The organism is Massilia sp. DWR3-1-1 (assembly GCF_049898325.1).
Lineage (GTDB): Bacteria > Pseudomonadota > Gammaproteobacteria > Burkholderiales > Burkholderiaceae_D > JAFCUW01.
This window is the reverse complement of record NZ_JAFCXL010000027.1, coordinates 26,046-51,575: the sequence shown is the minus strand read 5'-3', so window position 1 is coordinate 51,575 and position 25,530 is coordinate 26,046. Positions and strand designations below refer to the sequence as shown.

The 25,530-nt window shown below is 65.6% G+C and carries 21 protein-coding genes; 12 read left to right on the top strand and 9 right to left on the bottom strand.

Translation table 11 applies throughout. The annotated features are described in order from the left end of the window. The 3 genes from ACP7EY_RS21585 to ACP7EY_RS21575 all read right to left on the bottom strand — a co-directional run. A partial coding sequence (locus ACP7EY_RS21585) for a transposase (RefSeq protein ID WP_426197283.1) occupies positions 1 to 260 on the bottom strand: 260 nt, incomplete at its 3' end. A 146-nt stretch (positions 261 to 406) separates the two neighbouring features. Beyond that, the gene (locus tag ACP7EY_RS21580; RefSeq protein WP_426197281.1) at positions 407 to 1,588 is read right to left on the bottom strand and encodes a choice-of-anchor Q domain-containing protein; all 1,182 of its coding nucleotides are present in this window, start codon (positions 1,586 to 1,588) and stop codon (positions 407 to 409) included. A 224-nt stretch (positions 1,589 to 1,812) separates the two neighbouring features. After that, complete coding sequence (locus tag ACP7EY_RS21575; RefSeq protein ID WP_426197279.1) at positions 1,813 to 3,099, bottom strand: choice-of-anchor Q domain-containing protein; 1,287 nt, start codon at positions 3,097 to 3,099, stop codon at positions 1,813 to 1,815. 636 nt (positions 3,100 to 3,735) lie between these two features. Here ACP7EY_RS21575 and ACP7EY_RS21570 point away from each other — a divergent pair. Continuing rightward, complete coding sequence (locus ACP7EY_RS21570; protein ID WP_426197277.1) at positions 3,736 to 5,361, top strand: methyl-accepting chemotaxis protein; 1,626 nt, start codon at positions 3,736 to 3,738, stop codon at positions 5,359 to 5,361. Positions 5,362 to 5,398: 37 nt separating this feature from the next. Here the strand turns inward: ACP7EY_RS21570 and ACP7EY_RS21565 are convergent, their stop codons facing one another. After that, on the bottom strand, positions 5,399 to 7,225 hold the full coding sequence (locus ACP7EY_RS21565; RefSeq protein WP_426197276.1) for a DUF885 domain-containing protein: 1,827 nt from the start codon (positions 7,223 to 7,225) through the stop codon (positions 5,399 to 5,401). Between the two features lie 133 nt (positions 7,226 to 7,358). Here ACP7EY_RS21565 and ACP7EY_RS21560 point away from each other — a divergent pair, with 133 nt between their 5' ends. Next, complete coding sequence (locus ACP7EY_RS21560) at positions 7,359 to 11,504, top strand: ATP-binding protein (RefSeq protein ID WP_426197274.1); 4,146 nt, start codon at positions 7,359 to 7,361, stop codon at positions 11,502 to 11,504. A gap of 27 nt (positions 11,505 to 11,531) precedes the next feature. Here the strand turns inward: ACP7EY_RS21560 and ACP7EY_RS21555 are convergent, their stop codons facing one another. Next, the gene (locus tag ACP7EY_RS21555; RefSeq protein WP_426197272.1) at positions 11,532 to 12,821 is read right to left on the bottom strand and encodes a D-amino acid dehydrogenase; all 1,290 of its coding nucleotides are present in this window, start codon (positions 12,819 to 12,821) and stop codon (positions 11,532 to 11,534) included. A 108-nt stretch (positions 12,822 to 12,929) separates the two neighbouring features. Between ACP7EY_RS21555 and ACP7EY_RS21550 the strand changes: the two genes are divergently transcribed. Next, the gene (locus ACP7EY_RS21550) at positions 12,930 to 13,424 is read left to right on the top strand and encodes an Lrp/AsnC ligand binding domain-containing protein (protein WP_426197270.1); all 495 of its coding nucleotides are present in this window, start codon (positions 12,930 to 12,932) and stop codon (positions 13,422 to 13,424) included. Between the two features lie 127 nt (positions 13,425 to 13,551). After that, positions 13,552 to 14,073: a M23 family metallopeptidase gene (locus tag ACP7EY_RS21545; protein ID WP_426197268.1), complete on the top strand. Its 522-nt coding sequence runs from the start codon at positions 13,552 to 13,554 to the stop codon at positions 14,071 to 14,073. Positions 14,074 to 14,140: 67 nt separating this feature from the next. On the opposite strand, the gene ACP7EY_RS21540 is transcribed toward ACP7EY_RS21545, so the two are convergent. Next, complete coding sequence (locus ACP7EY_RS21540; RefSeq protein ID WP_426197266.1) at positions 14,141 to 15,187, bottom strand: potassium channel family protein; 1,047 nt, start codon at positions 15,185 to 15,187, stop codon at positions 14,141 to 14,143. Positions 15,188 to 15,560: 373 nt separating this feature from the next. On the opposite strand from ACP7EY_RS21540, the gene ACP7EY_RS21535 reads away from it, so the two are divergent. Both ACP7EY_RS21535 and ACP7EY_RS21530 read left to right on the top strand, forming a co-directional pair. Continuing rightward, positions 15,561 to 16,394 (top strand): RDD family protein, encoded by an 834-nt coding sequence (locus ACP7EY_RS21535; protein WP_426197264.1) that lies wholly within the window; start codon positions 15,561 to 15,563, stop codon positions 16,392 to 16,394. A gap of 304 nt (positions 16,395 to 16,698) precedes the next feature. Beyond that, entirely contained in the window at positions 16,699 to 18,312 is a 1,614-nt protein-coding gene (locus ACP7EY_RS21530; protein WP_426197263.1) for a MutS-related protein, read from the top strand. 3 nt (positions 18,313 to 18,315) lie between these two features. Here ACP7EY_RS21530 and ACP7EY_RS21525 read toward each other — a convergent pair whose 3' ends face one another. After that, on the bottom strand, positions 18,316 to 19,221 hold the full coding sequence (locus ACP7EY_RS21525; protein ID WP_426197262.1) for an AraC family transcriptional regulator: 906 nt from the start codon (positions 19,219 to 19,221) through the stop codon (positions 18,316 to 18,318). Positions 19,222 to 19,398: 177 nt separating this feature from the next. On the opposite strand from ACP7EY_RS21525, the gene ACP7EY_RS21520 reads away from it, so the two are divergent. Together ACP7EY_RS21520 and ACP7EY_RS21515 are read left to right on the top strand one after the other, a co-directional pair. Beyond that, a complete protein-coding gene (locus tag ACP7EY_RS21520) occupies positions 19,399 to 19,677 on the top strand; it encodes an SDR family NAD(P)-dependent oxidoreductase (protein WP_426197261.1) in 279 nt (92 codons plus the stop codon). A 197-nt stretch (positions 19,678 to 19,874) separates the two neighbouring features. Next, the gene (locus ACP7EY_RS21515; RefSeq protein WP_426197259.1) at positions 19,875 to 20,435 is read left to right on the top strand and encodes a hypothetical protein; all 561 of its coding nucleotides are present in this window, start codon (positions 19,875 to 19,877) and stop codon (positions 20,433 to 20,435) included. Between the two features lie 175 nt (positions 20,436 to 20,610). Here the strand turns inward: ACP7EY_RS21515 and ACP7EY_RS21510 are convergent, their stop codons facing one another. Then, complete coding sequence (locus ACP7EY_RS21510; RefSeq protein ID WP_426197257.1) at positions 20,611 to 20,979, bottom strand: VOC family protein; 369 nt, start codon at positions 20,977 to 20,979, stop codon at positions 20,611 to 20,613. 54 nt (positions 20,980 to 21,033) lie between these two features. Here ACP7EY_RS21510 and ACP7EY_RS21505 point away from each other — a divergent pair, with 54 nt between their 5' ends. Both ACP7EY_RS21505 and ACP7EY_RS21500 read left to right on the top strand, forming a co-directional pair. Beyond that, positions 21,034 to 21,480, top strand: coding sequence for a MarR family winged helix-turn-helix transcriptional regulator (locus ACP7EY_RS21505; protein WP_426197255.1), 447 nt, complete (start codon positions 21,034 to 21,036; stop codon positions 21,478 to 21,480). A 460-nt stretch (positions 21,481 to 21,940) separates the two neighbouring features. Next, the gene (locus ACP7EY_RS21500; protein ID WP_426197253.1) at positions 21,941 to 23,206 is read left to right on the top strand and encodes an aminotransferase class V-fold PLP-dependent enzyme; all 1,266 of its coding nucleotides are present in this window, start codon (positions 21,941 to 21,943) and stop codon (positions 23,204 to 23,206) included. Between the two features lie 184 nt (positions 23,207 to 23,390). Here ACP7EY_RS21500 and ACP7EY_RS21495 read toward each other — a convergent pair whose 3' ends face one another. Then, positions 23,391 to 23,795 (bottom strand): nuclear transport factor 2 family protein, encoded by a 405-nt coding sequence (locus tag ACP7EY_RS21495; RefSeq protein ID WP_426197251.1) that lies wholly within the window; start codon positions 23,793 to 23,795, stop codon positions 23,391 to 23,393. 112 nt (positions 23,796 to 23,907) lie between these two features. Here ACP7EY_RS21495 and ACP7EY_RS21490 point away from each other — a divergent pair, with 112 nt between their 5' ends. Together ACP7EY_RS21490 and ACP7EY_RS21485 are read left to right on the top strand one after the other, a co-directional pair. Next, positions 23,908 to 24,822 (top strand): LysR substrate-binding domain-containing protein, encoded by a 915-nt coding sequence (locus ACP7EY_RS21490; protein ID WP_426197249.1) that lies wholly within the window; start codon positions 23,908 to 23,910, stop codon positions 24,820 to 24,822. 185 nt (positions 24,823 to 25,007) lie between these two features. Continuing rightward, complete coding sequence (locus ACP7EY_RS21485; protein ID WP_426197248.1) at positions 25,008 to 25,448, top strand: hypothetical protein; 441 nt, start codon at positions 25,008 to 25,010, stop codon at positions 25,446 to 25,448. Positions 25,449 to 25,530: the final 82 nt, after the last annotated feature.

The window sequence follows — 25,530 nt, the reverse complement described above, 5'->3', positions numbered from 1 at the left end:
CCATTGAAGGTTTTTCCACAGGCGCTGCAGCGGTATCGCTGCAGGCCATTGGCGAAGCCGTGGCGGCCGAATTGGCGCGATGCGCAGCGGGGACACACGCTGTGCGCACGGGCGATCTGATCGATCAGCGCGGCGATGCGCTCGCCGTTGACGAGCGCCGACATAAAGCAGCACACGGCCAGCCTCTGGTGGGTATTAAAGGCGCGCAGCCGGGAGAACAGGCGGGTGAAATTAGGACGGACCTGCTTGCCTTGTGCCATGCCCCGCTCCCGGTAGGTTGGTGGAGCAGGTTTGACCTCGGCAGTTCACATCGGTTCGGGGTCGACCCACAGCAAACGGTGAAAGCGCCATGAAAAAAAACGACGGCATTTCTGCCGTCGTTTTTTTGGGCTCACGCCCACCGACATCAATAGCTTTCGTACGCGCCGATGTCGATGGCGCCACCGAGCGGACGGGCGCGGCCGTCGATGTCGACTGCCGGCGCCTTGCTCGCCGTGCCCTTGTTGACGGCCGGGGAGGTATTCTTGAGACGGTAGTCGCCGCCGCCAGCCGGCAGGTAGTTGACGAACTGGGGCGCGGCGGCGATGGTGCCGGTGGCGCTGCCTACTTTCAGCGCAATGCCGCGGCCATTGCCGTACACCAGGTTGTTGGCGGTGACGTTGCTCGAACCGATGCAGCTCACGCCCGAATAGCAGTACTGGGTGATCGAAGCGCCCGGGTTGTCGTAGACGATGTTGTTGACCACGGTAGTGTTGTTGAGCACGATGCCGCCCGGCGAATCGCCGCTGCCCGTTTCAATCCCGCCGCCCATCGAGCTGGTGCCGTTGCGGAACACCGTGTTGTTGGCGATCACCACATTATTGGCCGCATGCCACAGGTGGATGCCCCAGGCGGACACGCGGTAGACGATGTTGTTGTAAATCTTGCCGCGCAAGTTCGAGTGATAGATGCCCTGCACACCGTTGCACTTGCCCGGCACGCCGATGTCGTGGACCACGTTGCCGATGATGTCGGCATCGGTGGCCGTGTAATTGGCGTCGACGATGCCGGCGCCGCCGGAGCCGTTGCAGCCGCCGGAAATTTTCAGGTCGTGGACATGGTTGCCCTCGATGCTGGTGAAGGAGCCATAGTTGAGCACGCCCAGGCGGCCGCTGCCGGAAATATCGAAGCCGACGATGTCGACATAGCTGCCGCTGTTGGTGAAATGGGCCTCGGTGCCGGTGCCGACGATCTTGGCACCCCACTTGGTGTCGGAGACAAAGCGCAGGCGGCCAGTGGCCGTGCCCGATTTGCTGTTGCTCACGTTGCCGTAGGTGCCGGCAGCGACGTGCACGGTGGTCGATGGCTTGGCGACGCTGGCGGCCTTGCCGATGGTACGGAACGGCGCGCTGATGCTGCCGCTGTTGGTATCCTTGCCCGTGGGCGAGACGTACAAATGATAAATGCTGGCCGCGGCGGCGGCGGCGATGGCGTTGGCGTTGGCGCCGAAGTCGGCGCCCAGGGCCTGGTTGGCGCTGGAGGCACTGGCACTGGCACTGGCAATGGCGAGGGCGGCAGCGGCGATCGTGGTGTTGATGGTAGCGTTCATTTGAAACTTCCTTACATCAAGTGGGGGTACTTCTTTGACGTAGGGAAATTGATTTAGTTCACTAGTTTTGCGGAAACTTTTTTGCGGTGTATTTGAACTGCATCTCAGTTATCGCCTTGGCATGCACGCGCAAGGTCCCCACCACAAGGAAAAAAGCCCCCGGGCGAGCCGGGGGCTTTGGCATCAAGGGGGCATCATCGACGCCCCGCTAGCGGATCGGGCGATCAGTAATTCTCGTAAGCGCCGATGTCGATGGCGCCACCGAGCGGACGGGCGCGGCCGTCGATGTCGACTGCCGGCGCCTTGCTCGCCGTGCCCTTGTTGACGGCCGGGGAGGTATTCTTGAGACGGTAGTCGCCGCCGCCAGCCGGCAGGTAGTTGACGAACTGGGGCGCGGCGGCGATGGTGCCGGTGGCGCTGCCCACTTTCAGCGCAACGCCGCGGCCATTGCCGTACACCAGGTTGTTGGCGGTGACGTTGCTCGAACCGATGCAGCTCACGCCCGAATAGCAGTACTGGGTGATCGAAGCGCCCGGGTTGTCGTAGACGATGTTGTTGACCACGGTGGTGTTGTTGAGCACGATGCCGCCCGGCGAATCGCCGCTGCCCGTTTCAATCCCGCCGCCCATCGAGCTGGTGCCGTTGCGGAACACCGTGTTGTTGGCGATCACCACATTATTGGCCGCATGCCACAGGTGGATGCCCCAGGCAGACACGCGGTAGACGATGTTGTTGTAAATCTTGCCGCGCAAGTTCGAGTGATAGATGCCCTGCACCCCGTTGCACTTGCCCGGCACGCCGATGTCGTGGACCACGTTGCCGATGATGTCGGCATCGGTGGCCGTGTAATTGGCGTCGACGATGCCGGCGCCGCCGGAGCCGTTGCAGCCGCCGGAAATTTTCAGGTCGTGGACATGGTTGCCCTCGATGCTGGTGAAGGAGCCATAGTTGAGCACGCCCAGGCGGCCGCTGCCGGAAATATCGAAGCCGACGATGTCGACATAGCTGCCGTTGTTGGTGAAATGGGCCTCGGTGCCGGTGCCGACGATCTTGGCGCCCCACTTGGTGTCGGAGACAAAGCGCAGGCGGCCAGTGGCCGTGCCCGATTTGCTGTTGCTCACGTTGCCGTAGCTGCCAGGGGCGACGTGCACGGTGGTCGATGGCTTGGCGACGCTGGCGGCCTTGCCGATGGTACGGAACGGCGCGCTGATGCTGCCACTGCTGCTGTCACTGCCAGTGGGTGAGACGTACAGGTGATAAATACTGGCTGCGGCGGCGGCGATGGTGGCGTTGGCATTGGCGCCGACGTCGGTGGTGGGGGCGGTGACGGGGGCAGCGGGGGCGGTGGGGGTGGGGGTGGGGGCGACATCGGCGATGGGGGCGGTGCCATGCCAATGGCCATGGCCATGGCCGCGGTGCGCTTGGGCCTGGGCCTGGGTGGCGCTGAAAGTACCGACACTGGCAATGGCGAGGGCGATCGCGGTGATCGAGGTGTTGACTGTTGCGTTCATTTAAAACTTCCTTACATCAAGTGGGTGTACTGCTTTGACGTAAGGCAATTGATTTAGTTCAATAGATTTGTATAAATTTTTTTACGGAGTAACTGAACTACATGAAGGTGGATTTTTTCGCATCGCCTCGTGAAGGCTGAAAAACGCGGCCACTGGCGGTCCACTGGCGCGCTGTCACGATCGCCACGGCGCTCGTGACAGCCGCCCGCGGGCGGAAATACAACACCATTACGCCGAATCATTGGCGATCAAACCGTCTTATTGAACCGCAATCGACCCTGGACAAACGTGCGACTGTAGATAGGTTACAATATTATCTTAACTAAAAATGGCTCTCATTTAACAGATAGCGGGTTTTTTCAGCAGCACTACCTTACCCAATGCCTGCCGAATTAACGTTATTATTTCTACAATATCAGCGTCTCGCTTGTAACCAAAATCCGCTCCCAGCGCACGCACAGGCGTCGCCATCTAGTTAGTTCGGGGTGTTGATACAGCCCGGGCTCACAGCTACCCTTAACTCTAGGCAACACATCGTCGGGGCAGCATCACAGCATGCGCCCCAGGCTGCGCCGCAGCCCGCCTTGCGCCGACCTCGCAGCAATCGAGGGGCGCGCCCAACCGACAGGAAAAATTATGCGGACAAATTTACCGGTAACGGCGACCGAGCGGCTCATCCACGAGGGCGAATCGATTGTCTCCAAGACGGACATGCAAGGTAATATTACTTACGTCAATCCTTACTTTGTCGAGGTGAGCGGCTTCAGCGAAATCGAGCTGATCGGCGCGCCCCAGAACATCATCCGCCATCCTGACATGCCGGTCGAGGCGTTTGCCGACATGTGGCACTCGATCAAGGCCGGGGTGCCGTGGACGGGCCTGGTGAAAAACCGCTGCAAGAACGGCGATTTTTACTGGATCCTGGCCAACGTCACGCCGGTGCGCGAGGCGGGCCGCACGGTTGGCTATATGTCGGTGCGCACGCGCGCCTCGCGCAGCGATATCGAGGGCGCCGAAAAGGGCTACAAGCTGGTGCGCGAGAAAAAAGCGCACGGCATGGCGATCCGCGAGGGCGCCCTGGTGCCGGTGGGCGTGACCAGTATGGCGCGGCGCTGGCGCGATCTGAGCCTGACGAAACGGATCGGCGGCGCCATCACCGTGCTGATGCTGGCCATCGTGGTGCTGTGCGTGGCGGCGGTCAACGCCGGGGCCGAGCGCACCGTCGTGGCCGGCTTTGGCGTGCTGGCCATCGCGGTGGCACTGTACCTGTGGATCAGCCTGCATTCGACCATCATCGTCCCCCTGCGCCTGGCGATCGACGTGGCGCGCGCGATCGCCGCCGGTGACTTGTCGAGCCGCTTCAGTACAGTGCGCAACGACGACGTGGGCCAGCTGCTGCGGGCCCTGCAACAGATGAATGTGAACCTGACGGCCATCATCGGCGACGTCCATGCCAATGTGACCTCGATCCAGCACGGCACCGGCGAAATCGCTTCCGGCAATATGGACCTGTCAAAGCGTACCGAAGCGCAAGCGGCCAGCCTCGAGCAAACCGCCGCCAGCATGGAAGAGTTTTCCGCCACCGTGAAACAGAACGCCTCCGCCGCCGGTGAGGCGGACCAGCTGGCCGCGATGGCGTCGACCGTGGCGCGCGAAGGTGGCGAGGCGGTGCAGAAGATGATGGCGACCATGCACGACATCAGCGCCTCCTCGGGGCAGATCGTCGAGATCATTTCGCTGATCGACGGCATCGCGTTTCAAACCAATATCCTGGCGCTCAACGCCGCCGTCGAAGCGGCGCGCGCCGGTGAACAGGGGCGCGGCTTTGCCGTCGTCGCCGGCGAAGTGCGCAACCTGGCGCAACGCTCGGCCGCCGCCGCCCGCGAAATCAAGACCCTGATCGACATCTCCGGCAGCAAGGTCAAGCACGGCACCGATCTGGCCACCCGCGCCAGCTCCACCATGGGCAATATCGTCGAGGCGGTCGAGCGCGTCACCACCATTCTCGGTGACATTTCCGCCGCCTCGCGCGAACAGAGCGCCGGCATCGAGCAGGTCAACCAGGCGGTGGCGCACATGGACGAAGTGACGCAGCAAAACGCGGCGCTGGTGGAAGAAGCGGCCGCCGCCGCCGCCGCGCTCGACGGTCAGGCCATGCAGCTGTCGCAGGCCGTGAGCGTGTTCAAGGTGCAGGCCAAGGCGGCGCCCGCGGCCGCGGGCAGCCGGCCGGCGCGCCAGCGCGCCTTGCTCAAGGCAGCGTAAAGGACCGGGCGCCAGCGCGTCGGTGACGCGCTGGCGCTCAGGGACGCACGATCCCGCCGCTGGCGGCAATCCAGCGCTCGACCCGCTGCTCGAGGATCGGCAGTGGCAAGGTGCCCTGCCCCAGCACCACCTGGTGAAACTCGGCCAGGCTGAAGCGCTCGCCCAGCGCCGCCCGTGCCTTGTCGCGCAAGGCCTGGATTTTCAGGGCGCCCAGTTTGTAGCTGAGCGCCTGGGCCGGCCACACCATGTAGCGCTGCACCTGGTTGGTGGCGCGCGCTTCGCTCACGCCCAGTGTGTCGCGCAGGTAGTCGATCGCCTGCTGGCGGCTCCAGCCCCTGGCATGGATGCCCGTATCGACCACCAGGCGCGCGGCACGCAACAGTTCATCGTTGAGGTGGCCGAAATACGCCAGCGGATCGTCGTACAGGCCAAATTGCTGGCCCAGCGTTTCAGCGTACAGGGCCCAGCCTTCCGTGAAGGCGGCGCTGTTCATGTCCTCGGTATTGAATTTTCTGAAGTCCGGCAGCGCAAGCTCCTTGAGCAGGCCCGCATGCAGGTGGTGGCCAGGCTGCGCTTCGTGCAGGAACAGGGTCGTCATGCCGGCGCGGCTGTAGTCCCTGGGGTCATTGACCACCACCCAGAACACGCCCGGGTGCGAGCCGTCGGCCGCCGCCGGCGTGTAATGGTCGGACGCCGTGGCCCGGCTCAAGGCCGGCTCCGGCAAAATTTCCATGGCCGACTTCGGCAACTGCGTGAAGTAGGCCGGCAACCTGGCCTGGATGGTGGCGTCGAGCTGGCGGTAGGCGTCGAGCACCTGCTGCTCGCTGCTGAAGGGCTTGAATGCCGCCTGCGCCTCGACCCACTGGGGCAAGCCCTTCGGCGCGCCCGTGTAGCCCAGCCTGGGGCCCAGCTGCGCCCACTGCGCCTCGATGCGCGCCACTTCCCGCAAGCCCGTCTGATGGATTTGATCGGGCGTGAGCGGCAAGTTGGTGCGGTGCCCGATCAGTGCCTGGTACCAGGCGGCGCCATTGGGCAGCGCCTGCCAGCCGCTGCTGGCGCGGCTGGCAGGCAGATAATCGCGTTCGACAAAGTCCACCAGGCGCGCCAGCGCGGGGGCGATGCCCTGCCCGATCACCTGGCGGTACGCCGCGCTCAGCTCGGCGCGCTCGGCCGCCGAAAAATCGGCCGGCATCTGCCTGACGGGCGTATAAAACACGCTCTCTTCGATCGTCTTGCTGCGCAGTTGCCGGAACTGGGGCAGCATCGCCGCGCTGATCGATGCCGGCTGGACGACGCCACGGCGTATCCCTTCGCGCATATTGCGCACCGCCTGGTCTAGCCAGGCAGGCAACTGCCGCAGCCGGCCCAGGTAGGCGCGGTAATGGGCGACGGTGACGAGCGGCTGCGAGCCGGCGCCGCTGGCGTAGTTGGCCAGGGTGCCGGGCACATTGTCGAACTGGTCGAGCGGCAGCAGGTGGGCCGGAAACGGCGCCAGTGCCAGTTCGGCATCGAGTTCGTAAGCGAGCAGGTCTCGCGTGAGCTGGCGCGCTTCATCGAGGGCGCCGCGCGGGATGGCCGCCAGTTGCCGGCGCAACTGGCGGTAGCGGGCAAAGTGCGCCGCACGCACGGCGGGCGCGATATTGATGCCCAACTGGTCGTCGTAGCGGGAGTCGCCATTGGCGGTGATCATCAAGGGATCGAAGCGGGCGCGCGCCTGGTAGAAGGCGCCGGCCAACTGGTCGATGCTGGCGTTGGCCCGCTGCGCCAGCGCTGGCGCGGCGGCGGTGGCGGCGCGGGCGAACCCGGGGGTGGCAAGGCAGGCGGTGATCAGGCAAAGCAGCAGCGGGCGGCGCAGGGTGGGCATGGGCGATGTCGGCAAGGTTGAGGTGAACGGATTGGCGTGAGGCAGACGTTGGACGCGAGCTGTGGGCGCACTGCCTTACAATATCGACTCTCGCAGCATTTGTCGATTTTGTTCGCCTACCCACTCCGGATCCATGTTGCCTCCCTGCTCCCCCTCCCCCACCAACGACGACCTCAGCTGGCTCTCCGGCGGTGGCGAGATGGGCACCCTGATCCGCGCGATCGACTGGTCGGCCACCGCGCTGGGCCCGCCGCAGGGCTGGCCGCAAAGCCTGCGCACTTCCGTCAGCCTGTGCCTGTCGTCGACCTTCCCGATCCTGGTGGCGTGGGGGCCGGACGACATCCAGATCTACAACGACGCCTACCGGCCCATCTGCGGCGGCCTGCATCCGCGCTCGATGGGCGCGCCGTTCAAGGAGATCTGGGCCAGCGCGCTGCCGGTGGTGGGTGACGCGTTCGACAGCGCCCACCAGGGCCAAGGCGCCTACATCAGGGACCAGCGCATGTTCCTCGACCGTCACGGCTACCTCGAGGAAGCCTTCATGACGTTTTCGTTTTCGCCGATTCGCGACGAGTCGGGCGCGGTGGGCGGCATTTTTCACCCGATTACCGAGACCACGTCATCGGTGCTCAACGCGCGCCGCAGCCAGTGCCTGCGCGACCTCAATGGCGCCATTGCCGACGCCCGCGTGATCGACGATGTCGGCCGCAACCTCGAAGCGCACTACCCGGCGATGGCGCTCGACCTGCCCTTCATGCTGCTCTACCGGTTTGATGCCGACAGCGGCACGCTGCTGCTCAAGGGCAGCGCCGGCCTGGCCGGCCATCCGGCCATGGCGCCTTCCAGCATCGCCTTCGATGACGCCGTCTGGCCGTTCGCCAGCAGCGCGCTGGCGCGCGCGGCGACCGTGGTGACGGGCCTGGCCGGGCGCCTGGCGGGCGCTGCCTGCGGGCCTTACGAACACGTGCCGGACGCGGCGCTGGTGCTGCCGATCAGCGTGGCCGGCCAGCACGACCTGTACGGCTTCGTCGTCGCCGGCGTCAGCGCCGCGCGCGCGCTCGACGCCGACTATCGCAATTTCTACGACCTGCTGGGCGCCGCTCTCAACACCGCCGTCGGCAACGTCATCGCCTACGAAAAAGAGCAGAGAAGAGCCGACGAACTGGCGCAGATCGACCGCGCCAAGACGGCGTTTTTTTCCAACGTCTCGCACGAATTTCGCACCCCGCTGACGCTGATCCTGGGCCCGCTCGAGGATGCCCTGCGCGACCAGGACGAAGCGCTCGGCCCGCTCCAGCGGCGCCGCCTCGATCTGACCCAGCGCAACGCCCTGCGCCTGCTCAAACTGGTCAACTCGCTGCTCGATTTTTCGCGCATCGAGGCCGGCCGCGTGCAGGCCAGCCATGCGCCGCTGGACCTGGCGCGCCTGACGCTCGACCTGGCCAGCGTGTTCGAGTCGGCGATGGCAAAGGGCGGCCTCGCTTACCACGTCGAGGTGGCGGAGCTGGGTCAGCCAGTCTGGGTCGATCGCGACATGTGGGAAAAGATCGTCTTCAACCTGCTCTCGAACGCCTTCAAATTCACCCTCGCCGGCAGCGTCACGCTGACCCTGGCGCGCCACGAGGGCATGGCGCGCCTGTCGGTACGCGACACCGGCAGCGGCATCGCCGCGTCCGAACTGGGGCGCGTGTTCGAGCGTTTTCACCGCATCGAGGGCAGCCTCGGGCGCACCTACGAGGGCACCGGCATCGGCCTGGCGCTGATCCAGGAACTGGTGCGCCTGCACGGCGGCGCGATCGCCGTCCACAGTACGCCTGGCCAGGGCAGCCGCTTCGATGTCGACATCCCGTTCGGCCACGCGCACCTGCCGCCGGAACGCCTGCTCGAAGCGGCCGGCGACAGCGCCGACGCCGGCCGGATGGGCGCCGCCTTCGTCGAGGAGGCGCTGCGCTGGCTGCCCGATGCGCCCGCCCCGGCCCCAGTGTCAGCCGCAGTCCCGGTGCCGGCGGGCGCGCTGGCCGCCGACCTGCCGCGCATCCTGATCGCCGACGACAACAGCGACATGCGCGCCTACCTGGCCACGCTGCTCGAGCCGCACGCCGAGGTCGTCGTCTGCGCCGATGGCGAAGCGGCCTACGCGCGCCTGCAAGAAAACGACATCGACCTGCTGCTCAGCGACGTCATGATGCCGCGGCTGGACGGCTTCGCGCTGCTCGCGCGCATCCGCGCCGACGCCGTGCTGCAGCGCCTGCCCGTGATGCTGCTGTCGGCGCGCGCCGGCGAAGAGGCCAAGATCGAGGGCCTGCAGGCGGGCGCCGACGACTACATGGTCAAGCCGTTCGCCGCCAACGAACTGCTGGCGCGGGTGCGCCGCCAGATTGAACTGGGCCGCGAACGCCGCCTGCAGCAGCAGGCCCTGCGCAAGCACGAGGCGTATTTCCGTTCGCTCATCGATCAGGCGCCGGTGATGCTGTGGACCACCGACGCCAGCGGCGCCTGCACCTACCTGAGCAAGCAATGGTACGACTACACGGGCCGCAGCGCCGCCCAGGACCTGGGCTTCGGCTGGTTCGAGAACATCCATCCCGATGACGTCGCGCGCGCGAGAGATATCTGCCAGGCAGCCATGGCCGCGCACGCGCCGTTCTCGTTCGACTACCGCCTGCGCCGGGCCGACGGCAGCTACCGCTGGTTCGCCGATTCGGGCACGCCGCGCTTCGATGACGACGGCCAGCCGGGCGGCTTTGTCGGCACGGTGGTCGACATCGACGCCCGCACCACCTTGCAGCAGCGCCTCGAGCAGGTCGCGCGCGCCGGCGACATCGGCGTCTGGTATGCCGACGCGCCGTTCGAGCGCTACCAGCTCAACGAGCAGATGGCCGGCCACCTGGGCCTGGGCGCCATGCGCGACGTGCCGCTGGCCGACCTGCTGGCGGCGCTGGGGCCGGCCGACCGCGCGCGCCTGGCCGGCGCAATCGCCACCGCGCAACGCGACGGCGTCACGCTCGACCTGGAGTTTTACCACGAAGCGGCGAACCGCTGGCTACGGGCGATCGGCTGGTGCGACCGCAACGAGAAGGGCCAGACCATGCGCTTTGACGGCGTCACCTTCGACATCAGCCCGCACAAGCATGCCGCCCACGAGCTGCAGCGGCTGGCCGACGCGCTGGCCGAAAAAAACCGCATGCAGAGCGAGTTCCTGTTCACCCTCGCGCACGAGCTGCGCAACCCGCTCGCGCCGATCCGCACGGGCCTGGACCTGATGCGCCTGCGCCCTGCGGCGCACGGCAACACCGAGGTGCAGGCGATGATGCGGCGTCAGGTCGACCACATGGTGCACCTGGTCGACGACCTGCTCGACATGGCGCGCCTGTCGGAGGGCAAGGTCGAGCTGCGCCGCGCGCCGGTGCTGCTCACGCAGGTGGTCAGCGACGCCATCGAGATCAGCATGCCGCTGATCGACGCCGGCCGCCACACCCTCGCACAGCACCTGCCGGCGCTGCCGATTTGCCTGCACGTCGATCGCCACCGCATCGCCCAGGTGCTGTCGAATTTGCTCAACAACGCCGCCAGGTACACCCCGGCGGGCGGCCACATCGCGATCGAGGCGCGCCAGCAAGGCGACGCCATCGCCATCGCGGTGACCGACAACGGCATCGGCATCGAGGCCGCCATGCTGGCGCTGGTGTTCGACATGTACGCCCAGGCCCAGCGCGAGCACGGCATGGCGCAGGGCGGCTTGGGCGTGGGACTGAACCTGGTGCGCCGGCTGGTCGAGCTGCATGGCGGCAGCGTGGCCGTGCACAGCGCCGGCGCCGGCCAGGGCAGCTGTTTTACCGTGCTGCTGCCGCTGGCCGCGCAGGCGCCGCCGGTGCCTGCGCCGGCCGGCCTTCAGGCCGATCCGGACGCCGCCACGCTGCGGGTGCTGGTGGTCGATGACAATGTCGATGCCGCGCAGATGCTGGGCCAGCTGCTGGCCCTGCGCGGCCACGCGGTGCGCATCGTCCATGACGGCGCCAGCGCCGTGGCCGCCGCCGCCGCATTCCTGCCGCAGGTGGTGTTTCTCGATATTGGCTTGCCGGACCAGAGCGGCTTCGACGTGGCGCCCGCCTTGCGGCGCATCGACGGCATGGCGCAGGCGACGCTGGTGGCGCTGACCGGCTGGGGCGCCGAGCAGGACCGCCACCGCTCGACCAGCGCCGGCTTTGACGGGCACCTGACCAAGCCGGCCGACCTGGCCACCGTGGAAACGCTGTTAAGGCAACTGGCCGCGCGCTGAACGGCGGCGCGGCCAGCGCAGCGTCAGTTAGCCGTGGGCGGGCAGCAACTGCCCGCCCTGCCCAACTGCCTGGTAGCGGCCGATGGCCAGGTCGTCGGCGCGAATGGCCGGGCGGCGCCCCGACATCAGGTCGGCCAGCAATTGCGCCGAGCCGCACGACATGGTCCAGCCCAGCGTGCCATGCCCCGTATTGAGGAACAGGTTGCGCACGGCGGTGGCGCCGACGATGGGGGTGCCGTCCGGCGTCATCGGCCGCAGTCCCGTCCAGAACGAGGCGCGCGCGCTGTCGCCGGCGCGCGGGAACAGGTCGTTGACCACCATTTCCAGCGTGGCCCGGCGGCGCGGATTGAGGCGGGTGTCGAAGCCGGCCAGTTCGGCCATGCCACCGACCCGGATGCGGTCGTCGAAGCGCGTCACGGCGATCTTGTAGGTTTCATCGAGGATGGTCGAGGTGGGCGCGGCCTGCTCGTCGATAATGGGCACCGTGATCGAATACCCCTTCATCGGGTAGACGGGAATGTCGACGATCGCCTTGAGCAGGGGCGTCGAGAAGGCGCCCAGCGCGACGACATAGGCGTCGGCCGTGATCGTCTCGGCGCCGCAATGCACGCCCGTGATGCGGTCACCCACGACGGCGAGCCGGTCGATGGCCGTATTCTGGCGAAACTTGACGCCCAGCGCTTCGGCCATCGCCGCCAGCCGTACCGTGAACAGATTGCAGTCGCCCGTTTCGTCGTTCGGCAGGCGCAGGCTGCCCGTCAGCTTGTGCTTGACCAGTTCGAGCGCCGGTTCGGCGCGCGCGAGTTGATCGGGCGTGAGCAATTCGTAGGGCACGCCCGCCGCGCGCAGCACCTCGATGTCCTTGGCGGCGCTGGCCAGTTGCTGCTCGGTGCGGAACAATTGCATGGTGCCCTGCTGGCGGCCTTCGTAGCGGATGCCGGTGTCGGCCCGCAGTTGCTTGAGGCAGTCGCGGCTGTACTCGGCCAGGCGCACCATCCGCTCCTTGTTGACCGCGTAGCGCGCGGTGGTGCAGTTGCGCAGCATATGCCACATCCATTGCAGCTGGAACACGCTGCCGTCAGGCACGATCGACAGGGGCGAATGGCGTTGCAGCATCCACTTGACGGCCTTCAGGGGAATCCCCGGGGCCGCCCATGGCGAAGCGTAGCCGGGCGAGATCTGGCCGGCATTGGCAAAGCTCGTTTCCTGTCCCGGTCCGCCCTGGCGGTCGATGACGGTCACGTCGTGGCCGGCCAGCGCCAGATAATATGCGCTCGTCACGCCAACCACGCCACTGCCCAAGACTACGATACGCATGCCTGCTCCATCAAATTAATTGTTTGGCTATTTAAGTGGTTGCAGCTATATTAAATTGGTTAAACCAGTTTTTGTTCACGTAAATTCATAGAAATAAAGTGGAAAATCATGCGAATTCAAAGGGACGCCGCGCGCACGCTCGACAAGCTGGACCGGCGCATCCTGGCCATCCTGCAGGACGAAGGGCGCCTGTCGATGAAGGATCTGGGCGAGCGCGTGGGCCTGTCCGTGACCCCGTGCATCGAGCGGGTGCGGCGCATGGAACGTGACGGCTTCATCACGGGTTACCATGCGAAGGTCGATCCGCGCATGCTGGGCGCAAAGCTGCTGGTGTTCGTGGAAATCACGCTGAACCAGAAATCGGCCTCCGCCTTCGAGCAGTTCCGCCGCGAAGTGCTGCGCATTCCGGAGGTGCAGGAATGCCACCTGGTCTCGGGCGACTTCGATTACCTGATCAAGGCGCGCATCCACGAGATGACGGAATACCGCAAGCTGCTGGGCGATATGCTGCTCAGCCTGCCCGGCGCCGCCCAGTCGAAAAGCTACGTGGTCATGGAGGAGATCAAGGAAACCCTGATTGTGCCCACTGAACTGGCGGGATAGCCCGTCATGCGCCGTGCGGCTTGGCTTGCCCGCAGCGTGGCCGGCCCGTGCAGTCGCACGCCGCAGTCTGGCAATGCGCCGGTCCGCCCCCATCTGCTGACAATCTCATCGCTGCAAGGGAACCGCCATGCGAATCGCTCTACGTGTCCTGCTGCTCGCAGCCCTTCTCGTGCCGGGCTACTTCCTGCTCGCGCCAACCATCGCGTGGGCGTTGTACATGGTGCGCCTGGTGGCCATGGCGACGCCGCAGCGGCTGCCGGTGCCCGTCGAGGGCGTGCCGGCGCGCGCACTGCGCGACACCTGGGGCGGGGCGCGCAGTGAAGGGCGCAAGCACGAAGGCATCGACATCTTCGCCAGGCGCGGCACGCCGGTGCTGTCGAGTACCGAGGGGCTCGTCGTGCGGGTCGGCGACAACCGCCTCGGTGGCCTGGTAGTGTGGGTGCTGGGGCCGGGCGGCCAGCGGCATTATTATGCGCACCTCGAGCGCCATGCCGATGTGGAAGCGGGCATGCGCATCGGCGCCGGGCGGGTACTCGGGTATGTGGGCGATACGGGCAATGCGAAGGGGACACCGCCGCATTTGCACTACGGGGTGTATGCACCTGGCGGGGCGGTCAATCCGTATCCCATGCTGCGGGCAAGCCGGTGAGGGATCGGCCGGCCCGGCTGCCTGTTCGCAGACAGGGGCGCCATCACGCGTCTGGCGCAGGCGCCGTTCAGCGGTGCTTGCGGATCTGCTCTTCCGCGAACGCGCGCCCGTCCGGATCGGCCATCAGCACCAGCGTCACGCCGCCGCCCACCGCTAGATCATCGGGCGGATTGAAGGTCCACTGATCGTTCTCGTAAGCGGCCATCAGGATGTAGGAGCGCGACCTGGGCAACAGCTGCCCCAGCGCCACCGCGGGCATACCGGCCGGCAGCACCAGTTCCTCGACGCGCATGCCGCCTTCGCTGCGCAGCATCTGGTCCATGAAATTGACCACGTGGGGCCGTACCATCGCCGACGCGATGCGCATCCCGCCCGTGAAATCGGGCGACACGATTTCGTCCGCGCCGGCGTGACGTGCCTTCTTGGCGTTGCGCACATCGTGCAGGCGCACCACCACGCGCACCTTGGGATTGAGCATTTTGACGGACATGGCGATCATCAAATTGTGGCTGTCGTCGCCGGTGACGGCGAACACGCCGCTGGCCCCCATCAAGCCGGCGCGCTGCAAGGCGGCGTCGTCGGCGGCGTCGTCATGCACGTACAGGGTGTTCGGGTGGTGCTCGAGCCACGCATCGAGCGAAGGCCGCCCGCTTTCGACGACCACGAAGCGGCGCCGGGTGGTGAGCAGCTCCTTGGCCACGTTGCTGCCGACGCGGCCAATCCCGCACACGATGTAATGGCCGGACAGCTTGGCGATTTCCTTTTCCATCCGCCTTCTCCTTCTGTGCGCATTCAAATCCGCATCGACCAGCAGGGCGACGACGGTGGAAAACACATAACTCATCGCACCAATGCCCAACACGGCAATGAACACGGTGAACAGGCGCCCCATCGGATGGTGGCTCAAGTCGACCGTCTCGCCATAACCGATCGTGGCCACGGTAATGAAGGTCATGTAAAAGCTGTCGATCCACGACGCGGTTGGCCGCCCCAGGTAGTGGTATCCCAGCGTGCCAGCGACATGCACGAGCACCAATAGCCCGGCGCCGAAGACCAGGCCCTTGACGTGCCTGTGCTGCAGCAGTTTGGCCAGGCGGTCTTGCCTTGATTGCATCCGCGCTCCTCGATCGGCAATTTGCCAGGCTTCACCCTGCAAAGTTCCTCCATGATAACAGTGGCGCTCACGGCGGTGGCTGGCAGAGAAGCGGCCGATCGACTTCGGCTTGCACATGTTGTTAGCGCGAGACGGTGCTTGGCCATGGGAAGCGTGGCTGGAGCGGCAGTACCTCGACGCTGCTGAGGGGCTCTGGCGCTGCCCTGCCCGCCGGCGCGGAGGCGGATGAAAGATGTCTGCACTGGCTACTTTTTCAGCGCATAGCTCAACAGGGGGATACGATTATCAGTCCAGGAGTGAGTCTTCCGCCTCTATTGCCTCATTGGCAATATCACGACCATGCGTTTAGAATAGGGAATTACCAGGAGAGACAATGATTGGACAATGGTATTTCGCGAGCCTCGGGAAGCAAACCGGCCCGCTCGATCTGGCGGAAATGCGCCGCTTGTATGCGAACGGTAGCATGGACGACGCGTCCCTGGCCTGGCGCCCTGGCATGGCTGAATGGCAAAGAGTAGCGGACATCGATGAGCTCGCTGGCCTGGTTGACCCGGCGCAGTCGACGCAAGGCAGCGCCCAGCCCTTGTCCATGCCCGTGCCAGCGGTGCCCCCTCCCCTTCCCCCGACCCACGCAGGGATGGCAGCCGCAAGGCCCGGCTGGGCGCATGTTGCGCAGGCAACAAACACCGTTGAGGCAAGCAATCCATGGCGGCGTTTTTTCGCACGCATGGTCGATACCTGGATATTGACTTTCGCCGCCGGCGCGATCATTGGAATTCCCTGCATCATCTTCGTGCCAGGCTTCGCGGAGTGGCTCGAGCAACCGGGCGCGGACACCCTGCTCAGTTGGATCTCCACGCCATTTGCGCTGCTGGCCGAGGCCATTGTCTTCGGTATTTTCGGTTCGACGATCGGTAAAGCCCTACTCGGGGTGCGCGTGCGCACGCTTGGCGGCGAGGTTCCCGGCTTCGGCGCGTACTTGCGCAGAATGCCCGGGGTGTGGTGGTACGGACTCGGCACCGGCCTTCCGCTCATCACCCTGTTCACCTGCATGTCCGGCTACAGGTGCCTCGGGCGAGGCGAGCCCATGGCGTACGACGAAGGCGAGTTCACCGTCACCGCCAGCGACATGGGAAGCGCTCGTACCGTCGTCACCGTCGTCGTCGTCGCACTGGTGTTCGCAAGCATGGGATGGGCCGCCCTGTAGCGCAAGCGATGCGGCCCGGCGGCGGCGTCAGACGCCCATGAACAGGCGCTGGGGGAAGTTGTTGCGCTGCTCCCACTTCGCTTGCGTCGCCGGTGGCGGCCCGATCGCATCATCGGGCGGCACCGGTGCCGGAGTGCCGCCACCCGGGCATGGTGGCAAGCGCGCCGGTCACTGTCAGCAGCAGCAAAGACGGTGTGACAATCCATTTCTTTTTCATTTCTTTCTCTGACTTGATTTATTGAAACATTGCACCATATCGCCTACATCGCTCTCTTCCGCAGCGATGGTTCACCATAAAGGATGTATGACGGTCTCCACCGTAAAACCAGGCACGTACTGGGGTCGCTTGCGCAATTTTCTGCGCTCCCTGTTTTTTATCCCGGACCCGGATCTGGCGTTTTCATTTCAGCAGCGCGAGCTGGCCCAACTGCATGCCAATACAGCTGTGGCAACAACGGCGTCGATCGATGATCAGACATGGGGCGACCTATTGATCGATCGGTACACCGCCATGCTCGCCGAAGGCGTCAGTATCTTTGGCCAGCAGGTGCTGTACCAGCGTCTGCGCGCTGGATCGGATGAGGCCGCGTGCACCGCCCATTGCGCAACGGTGAAAGCATTGATGGCCGATCCGGAACAGCTGGACCGGCTCCATCACGCTTGTCGGCCTTTGCGGCGCACGGGGATCGAGATTGCGGGCCTGCTATTTGGCCAGCGGCTAGCGCAAAGTCGGCCGGCATGGACGCGCTGGCTTGGCCTGGCCGGGCCCGGCTTCCTCGCCGCAGTTGGCGCCACCTTCGTCTGGCCCCTGGCCTGGGTGGCTGTTGGCCTGGTGTTTGGATTGCTGTTGGCGATCCGGTTTCGCTACATCGCAGCGATCGAGGGCTGGAACCTGTCGATGGAGTCGCTGCAGCGCCTGCTCGGCGTTTGCAGCACGCTCGGGGAGGGGAACGCCCCCTTGCCAGACCAGTTTGCCGGGCTGCGCGGACGCGCCGGCCAGATCAATCGCGGCCTGTCGCGTTCGCCGATCGTGATGTCTATCTCCGGCGCGAAAGACTATCTCGACTGGTTCGCGCTGACCAACGTCCTGCATTACTTCCGATGCCAGGCCCAGGTCGATGACAATATCGCGTTTCTGCGTCAGTGCCATCTCCTGATTGCAAACCTGGAAGCCGATATCGCACTGGCGCGCCATCTGCAAGCGACGCCCTTGTTTTGCTGGGCCCAGCGGCATGCCGGCCCGGACATTGCGTTCCATGCGGTGCGCAATCCTCTGCTTGCGCACGCCATGCCGCTGTCGATCGACCTGGCCGGCAAGGGCGCCTTCATTTCCGGTCAAAACGGCGTAGGCAAGAGCACGCTGCTGCGCACGATCGGCTTGAACCTGGTGGTGGCGCGCGCATTCGGGTTTTGCTATGCAACCGGCGCGGCCGTGTCCACGCGCCCCGTCTACGCGAGCATGCAAAACGAGGACGCCATGCTCGGTGGGGAGAGCCTGTATATCGCCGAATTGCGCCGTGCAAAGGAGTTACTGGCGTCCTTCCATGGCCCCCATGCAGGCATCTATATCATCGATGAAATCTTCCGCGGGACCAACTACCTGGAATCGGTCTCCGCCGCCGTCGCCGTGCTCGAAGAACTCGCCAGCAAGAGCATGGTGATCGTCTCCTCGCACAACCTGGTGCTCGCTCCCCTGCTTGCCCCCTGTCTGACGCCGCTCTGCGTGAGCATGTCCCACGGCGATTCCGCGCAGTTGAGCCTGTTACCGGGCGTGCTGGTCCACACCAATGGCATCTCACTACTGTCGGAACGCGGGTTTGACGCGCGGCTGCAGACCAGGGCCAGCGCAGTGTTTGACTGCTTGAACCGCTACCTGGCCCATCCCACCGCGCCTGGCGACGCCGCAGTACCGGGATAGCCTCTACAGCAACTGCGGCGTCTCCACCTGCGGTGGCGCCAGGTAGCGCCGCAACACATCGGCTTCCTGGCTGGGGCTGCGTCCAAAAAAGCGCTTGAACTCACGGCTAAATTGCGACGCGCTCTCGTAGCCGACCTGGGCGCAGGCAGCCTGCGCGCTCATGTCGTTGCGCGCCATCAGCAACCTGGCCTGGTGCAGCCGCGCCGACTTCACGTACTGGATGGGCGAGCAATGCGTCACCGATTTGAAATGCACGTGGAACGCCGGCACGCTCATGTTCGCTTCGGCAGCGAGCATGCCCACATCGATGCTGGCCGCGTAGTCGGCATGGATGCGGCGCAGCGCCTTGGCGATGCGGCCGAACTGGCCCTGGCCGGTCAGCGCCGCGCGCATGGCGGCGCCCTGCTCGCCCATCAGCACGCGGAAACAGATCTCGCGCACGATGGCCGGGCCCAGCACGCGCGCCTCCAGTGGCGAGGCCAGCGTTTCGAGCAGGCGCAGCACGGTGTCGCGCAGGCGCGCATCCATGCGCGTGCTCATCATGCCCTTGGGCGCGGCCGGCACGTCGTTGTCGGACTGGTCGATGGCGAACATCAGGTCGGCCAGCGTGCTGCGGTCCACCTGGATCGACAGGCCCAGGAACGGTTCTTCCGGCGTCGCTTCGGTGGCGCTGGCAAACGGCATCGGTATCGCCACCACCAGGTACTGGTCGGCGTCGAACTGCAACACGTCGGTGCCGAAGAAGGCGCGCTTGCGTCCCTGCAGGGCGATGGCGATGCAGGGCTCCGACATCACCGGGGTCTTGGCCACGCATGCGGTGGCGCGCGTCAGGCGCACCGCGGCCACGGCGGTGTCGGTATAGCCGTCGTCGCGGGCCAGCTGGCGGTGCAGTTCGATCAGGCGGTCCATGTCACATCCTTCGCTGCGTTCATGAAGAGGAATGATCCATTAAAAGGGCGAGAATTGCCACGGCCATGCGGACGAAGCATAGGATTAGGCAAGAAAGACATAGGCATGTGCATGTGCAGCAAATCGGCACAGCCGTAAGATGCATGCTCGTGTGATTGCCATGGAAAGGACCGCATCATGAACCCAGCAACACATCCTAAAGTCATCCTGATTGCCGGCGCCAGCCGCGGCAACGGGCCGGCGACGGCGCGCCATCTGGCCGCGCAGGGGCATCACCTGGTGCTGGGCGGACGGGGCGCACAGCGGCTGCAGGGACTGGTCCGCGAAATCCGCCAGGCGGGCGGTTCGGCCGAATGGTATGCGCTCGACGTGAACGAGCCGGCGCAAATGCGCGAGTTCCTCGCCTTTGCCGAGGATGTGCACAAGCGCATCGATGTCGTCATCAATCATGCCTGAAGCGCAGGCGGCCCAGGACGGTGCTCGCTTCCTTGCGGCCATCCCGTCTGCCGGCGCGATAGAACGGTCCGGCGCCCTGATCCTGCCGTTCATCGCAAACCACGCGCCGGCGAAGCCCTGCTTGCCCTATCGTCACTGCTGACCGAAGCCGGATGATCAAGCGTCATCCGCCCCTTACATCGACGAATGGAGACACCATGCGCCTCATCCCCCTAATCGTGTGCACCTGCGCGCTGCTGGCGAGTACGCCCCTTGCCTATGCCCGTCCAGCCGGCCAGGACCGCCCAGGCCCGACCGTGTCGGGCAAGGCCAGCAACGGCGATGGCCCCGAGCGTATCGGGCCCCGCCAGCAAGCCGTAGCAAGGACGCCTTCCCTGCTGTCGACCAATCGATGGTCTGAAATGCTGCTCAAGGACGATGCGGTGTACTTGCAACTGACGGACTACGGCATGAAGCAGGTGGGGGAACCGCAAGACACCCGCAACAGTGACGAAGGCGTGCTGGGCAATATCATCAAGGCGATGGCACTTGGCGGCGTGAAGGCGCTGCTTGACCACAGTCTTGCGCTGTCCTTGACCGACATGCGCACGGCACGCGTTCGGGACGGCGAAGTCATTCTCGTCACTTGCCAGGGCAAGGAAGTGTTCAACAAAGTCAAGATCAACGACCAGGTACAAAAATTTCAGCCCGATCAAGCGGAAGATTTCGTCAAGAGCATCAACCGCCTGCGCCAAAAACTGCCCGCTTGTGGGAGCTGACGCCGCGCGGTGTGGCCTTGGCCAGCCCGGTTCGATGGCGTAGACGACCATCGTGCCGGGCTCGCCGAGGATCAGGGATGGGTGCGTGGGAACGGCGCTCCCGAGCGGGCGTGATCAGCATCGGGGCTGCTGCGCCCCTTGCGACTTGAACAGGGCGAGGCGCTGGTCGAAGCGATCAGTTGCGCGCCGTGTGAAAGGTGATCGCGTAGCCGTCAGGGTCGGTGGCGACGAAGAAGCGGCCGAAGGGGCCATCGGCGAGCGGACCGGAAATCGCCCCACCGCGCGCCACGATGAGCGCGTGCAAGGCGTCGGCGTCGGCGCATGCGATCCACAGCGCCATGCCCACGCCAAGCGGTCCGCTGGCGGGCAGCGGCCGCAGCGGTTCGCGCAGCGCCAGGGGGATGGGCGCAGTCTTGAAAATGACCGCGCCGGGCGGACAGTGCGCCGCGGCTTCGAAGCCGAAGATCTCGAGGTAAAACTTGCGCGATGCGGCAAGATCGCGCACCTGCAATGCGATGAAGTCGGGGCCCAGTGGGGATGTCATGCCAGCTCCTGTAAAATAGTATCAGTGCACTGATAATAATATAAGGACCCTGATATGTCAACGACGACGCCAGCACCCCGCAGCGGAACCGACTGGGTTGGCTACAACCTCAAGATCACGCAGCATCGATTGCGGCAACGCCTGGAAGCCGAGCTGGCGCAGGTCGGCATCACGGCGCCGCAGAACGCGGTCCTGCTTGCCGTCTCCGGCAATCCGCGCATCTCGAATGCCGACCTGGCGCGCGCGGCGTTCGTGACCCCGCAGACCATGCAGGCGATCCTCGTCAACCTCGAGCGCGGCGGCCTGATCACGCGCAGCCCGCATCCGGAGCATGGCCGGGTGATCATGACCGAATTGACGGCCGCCGGTAAAAAGGCCGTCGCCGGTGGCGCGAAAGCCGCCGACGCGGTGGAGCGACAGCTGCTCTCGACGCTGTCGACACAAGAGGCGAAGGTGCTGTGCGACTTGCTCAAACGCTGTGCCGCCGCACTGGACGACTAGCCGCCTGACAGCGTGGGATTGACCAGGGCGACGGTCGAAGCACCGCGAGACAATATCAACGTCTGCGGCGCCTGGCGTTTCCCGGGCGCGACGGCCCGCAGGCAATCGTGCTGCCCGATACACGGCAAGCGCGAGGACCTCCCGCGCAGCGCCGCGGCCCCGCCCCGCGATCCGTCACCGGCACCACGCACGCCACCGGCTGCAACGCACCGGGGGCTGAGCCCGATGCGCTGCTGGCCGCCGCCGCAGCGCTGCGCCCGGTGGTGGCAGGTCAGGTCAGGCATCGCTTCCAGACCCCGGCCAGCGGCAAACAAGAAGCACCGGCAACGACAAGGCAGAGCTTGCGCCCGCTTGCCACACCTGCCCCTCACGCTCAATCGCGGGGCGAAGGTCGCGGCTGTCGCATCGCCTGCCGCTGTTGCTATACTCGAGCGCATTCTCAGTGACGAGGAGCGATACCATGACCTTCGACAGACGGCACCTGCTGCGCACCGTGGCGGCGCTGGCCGGCGGCCTTTCCCCCTTTTCGGCGCAGGCGCGCACTGCGCCGGCCCAGGGCAAGCAGCTCGGCTGGGAAGGACTGGCCAGCCAATATGATCTCGATCCATCCATCGTCAACCTCGAAAATGGCTACTATGGCGTGATGGCCAGGCCCGTGCTGGACGAGTACAAGCGCAATATCGACTACCTGAACCGCCACAATTCCTGGTATCTGCGGCGCACGTTCAGTCGCCGGGACGATGACGCGATCCGGGCGGCCGTGGCGCAGCACGCGGGCGTTCAGGCCAGCGAAATTGCGATGACGCGCGGCGCCACGGAATCGCTGCAAAACCTGATTGCCAATTATCGGCTGCTCAAATCCGGCGACACCGTCATGTACGGCAATCTCGATTACGGCTCGATGCAGTATGCGATGGAGGACCTGGCGCAACGGCACGGCGCCACCGTGTCCGTCGTGACCATTCCCGAGCCGGCCAGCCGCCAGCGCGTCATCGACGCCTACGAACAGGCACTGCAGCGTCAGCCGCGCACCAGGCTGCTCCTGCTCACGCATATCAGTCACCGCACCGGACTGGTGACGCCGGTGGCCGAGATCGTCCGCATGGCGAAGCGGCGCAACGTCGATGTCATTGTCGATATCGCCCAGTCCTGGGGACAGCTCGACTTCAAGATTGCCGATCTGGGGGCGGACTTCGCCGGCGCCAACCTGCACAAGTGGATCGGCGCGCCCTTGGGCACGGGCTTTCTGTATATCGCACAGGCGCGCTTGCAGGACATCGGCATCCATTTGGGCAACCGCGAACATCCCGCCTCGGACATCCGCGCGCGGGTCCTGTCCGGCACCGCCGATGCGGCCGCCTTCATGACCATTCCCGCAGCGCTGCGCTTCCATGGCCAGGTCGGCCTGGCCGCCCGCAGTGCGGGCTTGCGCGCCTTGCGCGATTACTGGGTGCAGCGGGTGCGCGAGCTCGACGGGGTCGAGATCCTGACGCCGGATGAAGCCGGCAGCACGGGTGCGGTGACGTCCTTGCGCCTGCGGGGGCGCACGTCCTTCGACGCCAACGCGGCCCTCTCCATGCAGCTGGCGGACGACTACCAGATACTCACCGTCCCGCGCGATGGCCCCGCCGGTGGCAGCTGCATCCGGGTCACGCCGTCCTACTACACCACGACGGCGCAGCTCGACAAGTTCGTTGCCGCCATCCAGACGATTGCGAAGCGTTAAGGGCGTTGACTGAACGGCCAGCGCGCCCCGATGAAGCTTGCCTTCACCTGGCTGGCGTGAAAGGCCTTGTTACGTGCGCGCCAGGACCTGGCGGCGCAGGCCTGGTGGCGGCCGGTGCATCGCACGCGCCGGCGCCTGGCTTGAAACGGATGGGGCCCCTACCGACCGTACACCGCACCGTTTCTCAACGGGATGCGATGGACACGGCGTAGCTGTCTTCGAACAGCAGGAAACTGGCGATCTTGTCGGCATCGAACGTCATCGCGATGGCAAACGGGGTATCGATCAGCTTGCCGGTCGCATTCACGCGCGACTGCAGGTGGCCGAGGATGATGGCGCGGGCGTCGTTGGCCAGGATGTCTTTGATTTCCAGGCCCTCGCGGCTGATCGCCGCGCCCGTGTCGCGCACGAAACTGGCAAGCGCTGCGCTGCCCCGCCTGGCGCCGATCCAGGGCTGGGCAGCGGCGTCGCCCGGAATGTTCCAGTCGAGGTCGGGCACGCACAGGGCGGCCATGGCCTCGGCACTGGCGCCACCGCCCAGCTGGGCGAGAAATTGTTGGGCAAGCAGGAGATGGGTTGCTGCGGTCATGATGGGCCTCTGGATGAATGAAGAAAGACAGAATAGGCCACGCGCACGGCCCCGCCTAGACCACTTCCGTGCGAACATTATCCATAGCGATGGATAATATTAGGAGCTTTTTATGGATCACTTGCAAGCCATCCGTGTCTTCGCACGGGTGATCGAAACAGGCAGCTTCAACCAGGCCGCCCGGTCGCTGGAGATGCCCGGCTCCACCGTCAGCAAGTGGGTGGCCGACCTGGAGGCCGGGCTGGGCGTGAAGCTGCTCGAACGCAGCACCCGCAAGATCGGCGTCACCGCTGCCGGTGCGCTCTACTACGACAGCACGCGCCGCCTGATGGCTGAGCTGGACGACCTCGAATCGACCCTGGGCCAGGGCCAGGCCAGCCCCCGTGGCATGCTGCGCGTCGATTGTGGCGGCGCCACCGCCAGCGCCCTGCTGATACCCGCCCTGCCCGCGTTCTGCGCGCGCTATCCCGACATCGACCTGCGCCTGACGGTGAATGACCGCAACGCCGATCTGCTGTCGGACAACATCGACTGCGCCATCCGCAGCGGCGCCGACGACCCCACGCTGGTCAGCCGCCTGCTGGGGCAGTCACGCTGGACCACTTGCGCCAGTCCCGCCTGGCTGTCCCGCTACGGCACGCCGACGACGCCGCAGCAGATCAGCGCGGCGAAGATGCCGGTGGTGTCCTATTTTTCGTCCACCAGCGGCCTGGCCCATCGGCTGGAGTTCGAAAAAGACGCCGAGCGCATCAGCCTGCAACACCTGGGCACGCGCGTGGCCGTCAACGAAAGTAACGCCCACCTGGCGGCCGCACTGGCCGGCCTGGGCTTGATCCAGACCGCCGACTTCATCGTCCGTCCCCACCTCGCCAGCGGTGCGCTGGTGGCCGTCCTGGCCGACTGGGAACGCCCGCCCCTGCAGATCTACCTGGCCTACCTGCCCAGCCGCCGGGACAATGCCCGGGTCAAGGCGTTCAGTGCGTGGGCCACTGGCTTGCTTCGGGCTGAACAGCCAGGACAGACGTGACGCGTGCATGCAAGGTGTGCCACACCGGCAGGCGCGCCACGCAGATCGAACGACCGAGCAAGCCGCGTTCACGCGCGAAGCGCGGGCGGCTGCATGGTGTGGTGCTTGCGTGGGTGCGGCGGCGTTACAAACGCCAGCGCCGATTGGCATTATCATGTGGCAGATATTTTTTCCAGGAGAGTTCAATGAAAACGACCTATACGCTTCACCTTTCGCGCCTGGCTGGCGCCGCGCTGCTGCTGGCAGCATCGGCCTCGGCCATGGCGCAAAGCCAGGAGTTCCGGCGCGGTTACGACCAGGGCTACCGCGATGGCATGGCGGCGGCGCAAGGGGGCGGGCGCGATTGGCGTGGCGGCGGCCACGGTGGCAATGATCAAGGTCGCTCGCGCATCGAGATCGAACGGGCCGACTACGGCGTGCGCGAAGGGTTTTGCGATGCGCGGCCAGCGGTGATGCAGGCGCTGGCGCGTGGCGGCAATTTCTCTATTACGGCGGGCAATCAGTTATGCGGCGATCCGGCGCCCCGCAAGCGCAAACGTCTGACCGTGACTTACCGCTGCGGCGATGGCGAGGTCCAGCGCGGCCAGGCCGATGAAGGCGATGCGCTGACCTTGAATTGTCGTTGAGTCGGCGGCGCAGCGTCAGCGTCAGGCTTCTGCCACCCCTGCCTGCAATGTCCTGCGCACTACGTTTGCCACGGGAATGAGC

Bases quoted from the DNA above. Each gene is read 5' to 3' on its own strand.
- ACP7EY_RS21580 (WP_426197281.1), bottom strand. From the start codon at position 1,588: ATGAACGCTACCATCAACACCACGATCGCCGCTGCCGCCCTCGCCATT.
- ACP7EY_RS21575 (WP_426197279.1), bottom strand. From the start codon at position 3,099: ATGAACGCAACAGTCAACACCTCGATCACCGCGATCGCCCTCGCCATT.
- ACP7EY_RS21570 (WP_426197277.1), top strand. From the start codon at position 3,736: ATGCGGACAAATTTACCGGTAACGGCGACCGAGCGGCTCATCCACGAG.
- ACP7EY_RS21565 (WP_426197276.1), bottom strand. From the start codon at position 7,225: ATGCCCACCCTGCGCCGCCCGCTGCTGCTTTGCCTGATCACCGCCTGC.
- ACP7EY_RS21560 (WP_426197274.1), top strand. From the start codon at position 7,359: ATGTTGCCTCCCTGCTCCCCCTCCCCCACCAACGACGACCTCAGCTGG.
- ACP7EY_RS21555 (WP_426197272.1), bottom strand. From the start codon at position 12,821: ATGCGTATCGTAGTCTTGGGCAGTGGCGTGGTTGGCGTGACGAGCGCA.
- ACP7EY_RS21550 (WP_426197270.1), top strand. From the start codon at position 12,930: ATGCGAATTCAAAGGGACGCCGCGCGCACGCTCGACAAGCTGGACCGG.
- ACP7EY_RS21545 (WP_426197268.1), top strand. From the start codon at position 13,552: ATGCGAATCGCTCTACGTGTCCTGCTGCTCGCAGCCCTTCTCGTGCCG.
- ACP7EY_RS21540 (WP_426197266.1), bottom strand. From the start codon at position 15,187: ATGCAATCAAGGCAAGACCGCCTGGCCAAACTGCTGCAGCACAGGCAC.
- ACP7EY_RS21535 (WP_426197264.1), top strand. From the start codon at position 15,561: ATGATTGGACAATGGTATTTCGCGAGCCTCGGGAAGCAAACCGGCCCG.
- ACP7EY_RS21530 (WP_426197263.1), top strand. From the start codon at position 16,699: ATGACGGTCTCCACCGTAAAACCAGGCACGTACTGGGGTCGCTTGCGC.
- ACP7EY_RS21525 (WP_426197262.1), bottom strand. From the start codon at position 19,221: ATGGACCGCCTGATCGAACTGCACCGCCAGCTGGCCCGCGACGACGGC.
- ACP7EY_RS21520 (WP_426197261.1), top strand. From the start codon at position 19,399: ATGAACCCAGCAACACATCCTAAAGTCATCCTGATTGCCGGCGCCAGC.
- ACP7EY_RS21515 (WP_426197259.1), top strand. From the start codon at position 19,875: ATGCGCCTCATCCCCCTAATCGTGTGCACCTGCGCGCTGCTGGCGAGT.
- ACP7EY_RS21510 (WP_426197257.1), bottom strand. From the start codon at position 20,979: ATGACATCCCCACTGGGCCCCGACTTCATCGCATTGCAGGTGCGCGAT.
- ACP7EY_RS21505 (WP_426197255.1), top strand. From the start codon at position 21,034: ATGTCAACGACGACGCCAGCACCCCGCAGCGGAACCGACTGGGTTGGC.
- ACP7EY_RS21500 (WP_426197253.1), top strand. From the start codon at position 21,941: ATGACCTTCGACAGACGGCACCTGCTGCGCACCGTGGCGGCGCTGGCC.
- ACP7EY_RS21495 (WP_426197251.1), bottom strand. From the start codon at position 23,795: ATGACCGCAGCAACCCATCTCCTGCTTGCCCAACAATTTCTCGCCCAG.
- ACP7EY_RS21490 (WP_426197249.1), top strand. From the start codon at position 23,908: ATGGATCACTTGCAAGCCATCCGTGTCTTCGCACGGGTGATCGAAACA.
- ACP7EY_RS21485 (WP_426197248.1), top strand. From the start codon at position 25,008: ATGAAAACGACCTATACGCTTCACCTTTCGCGCCTGGCTGGCGCCGCG.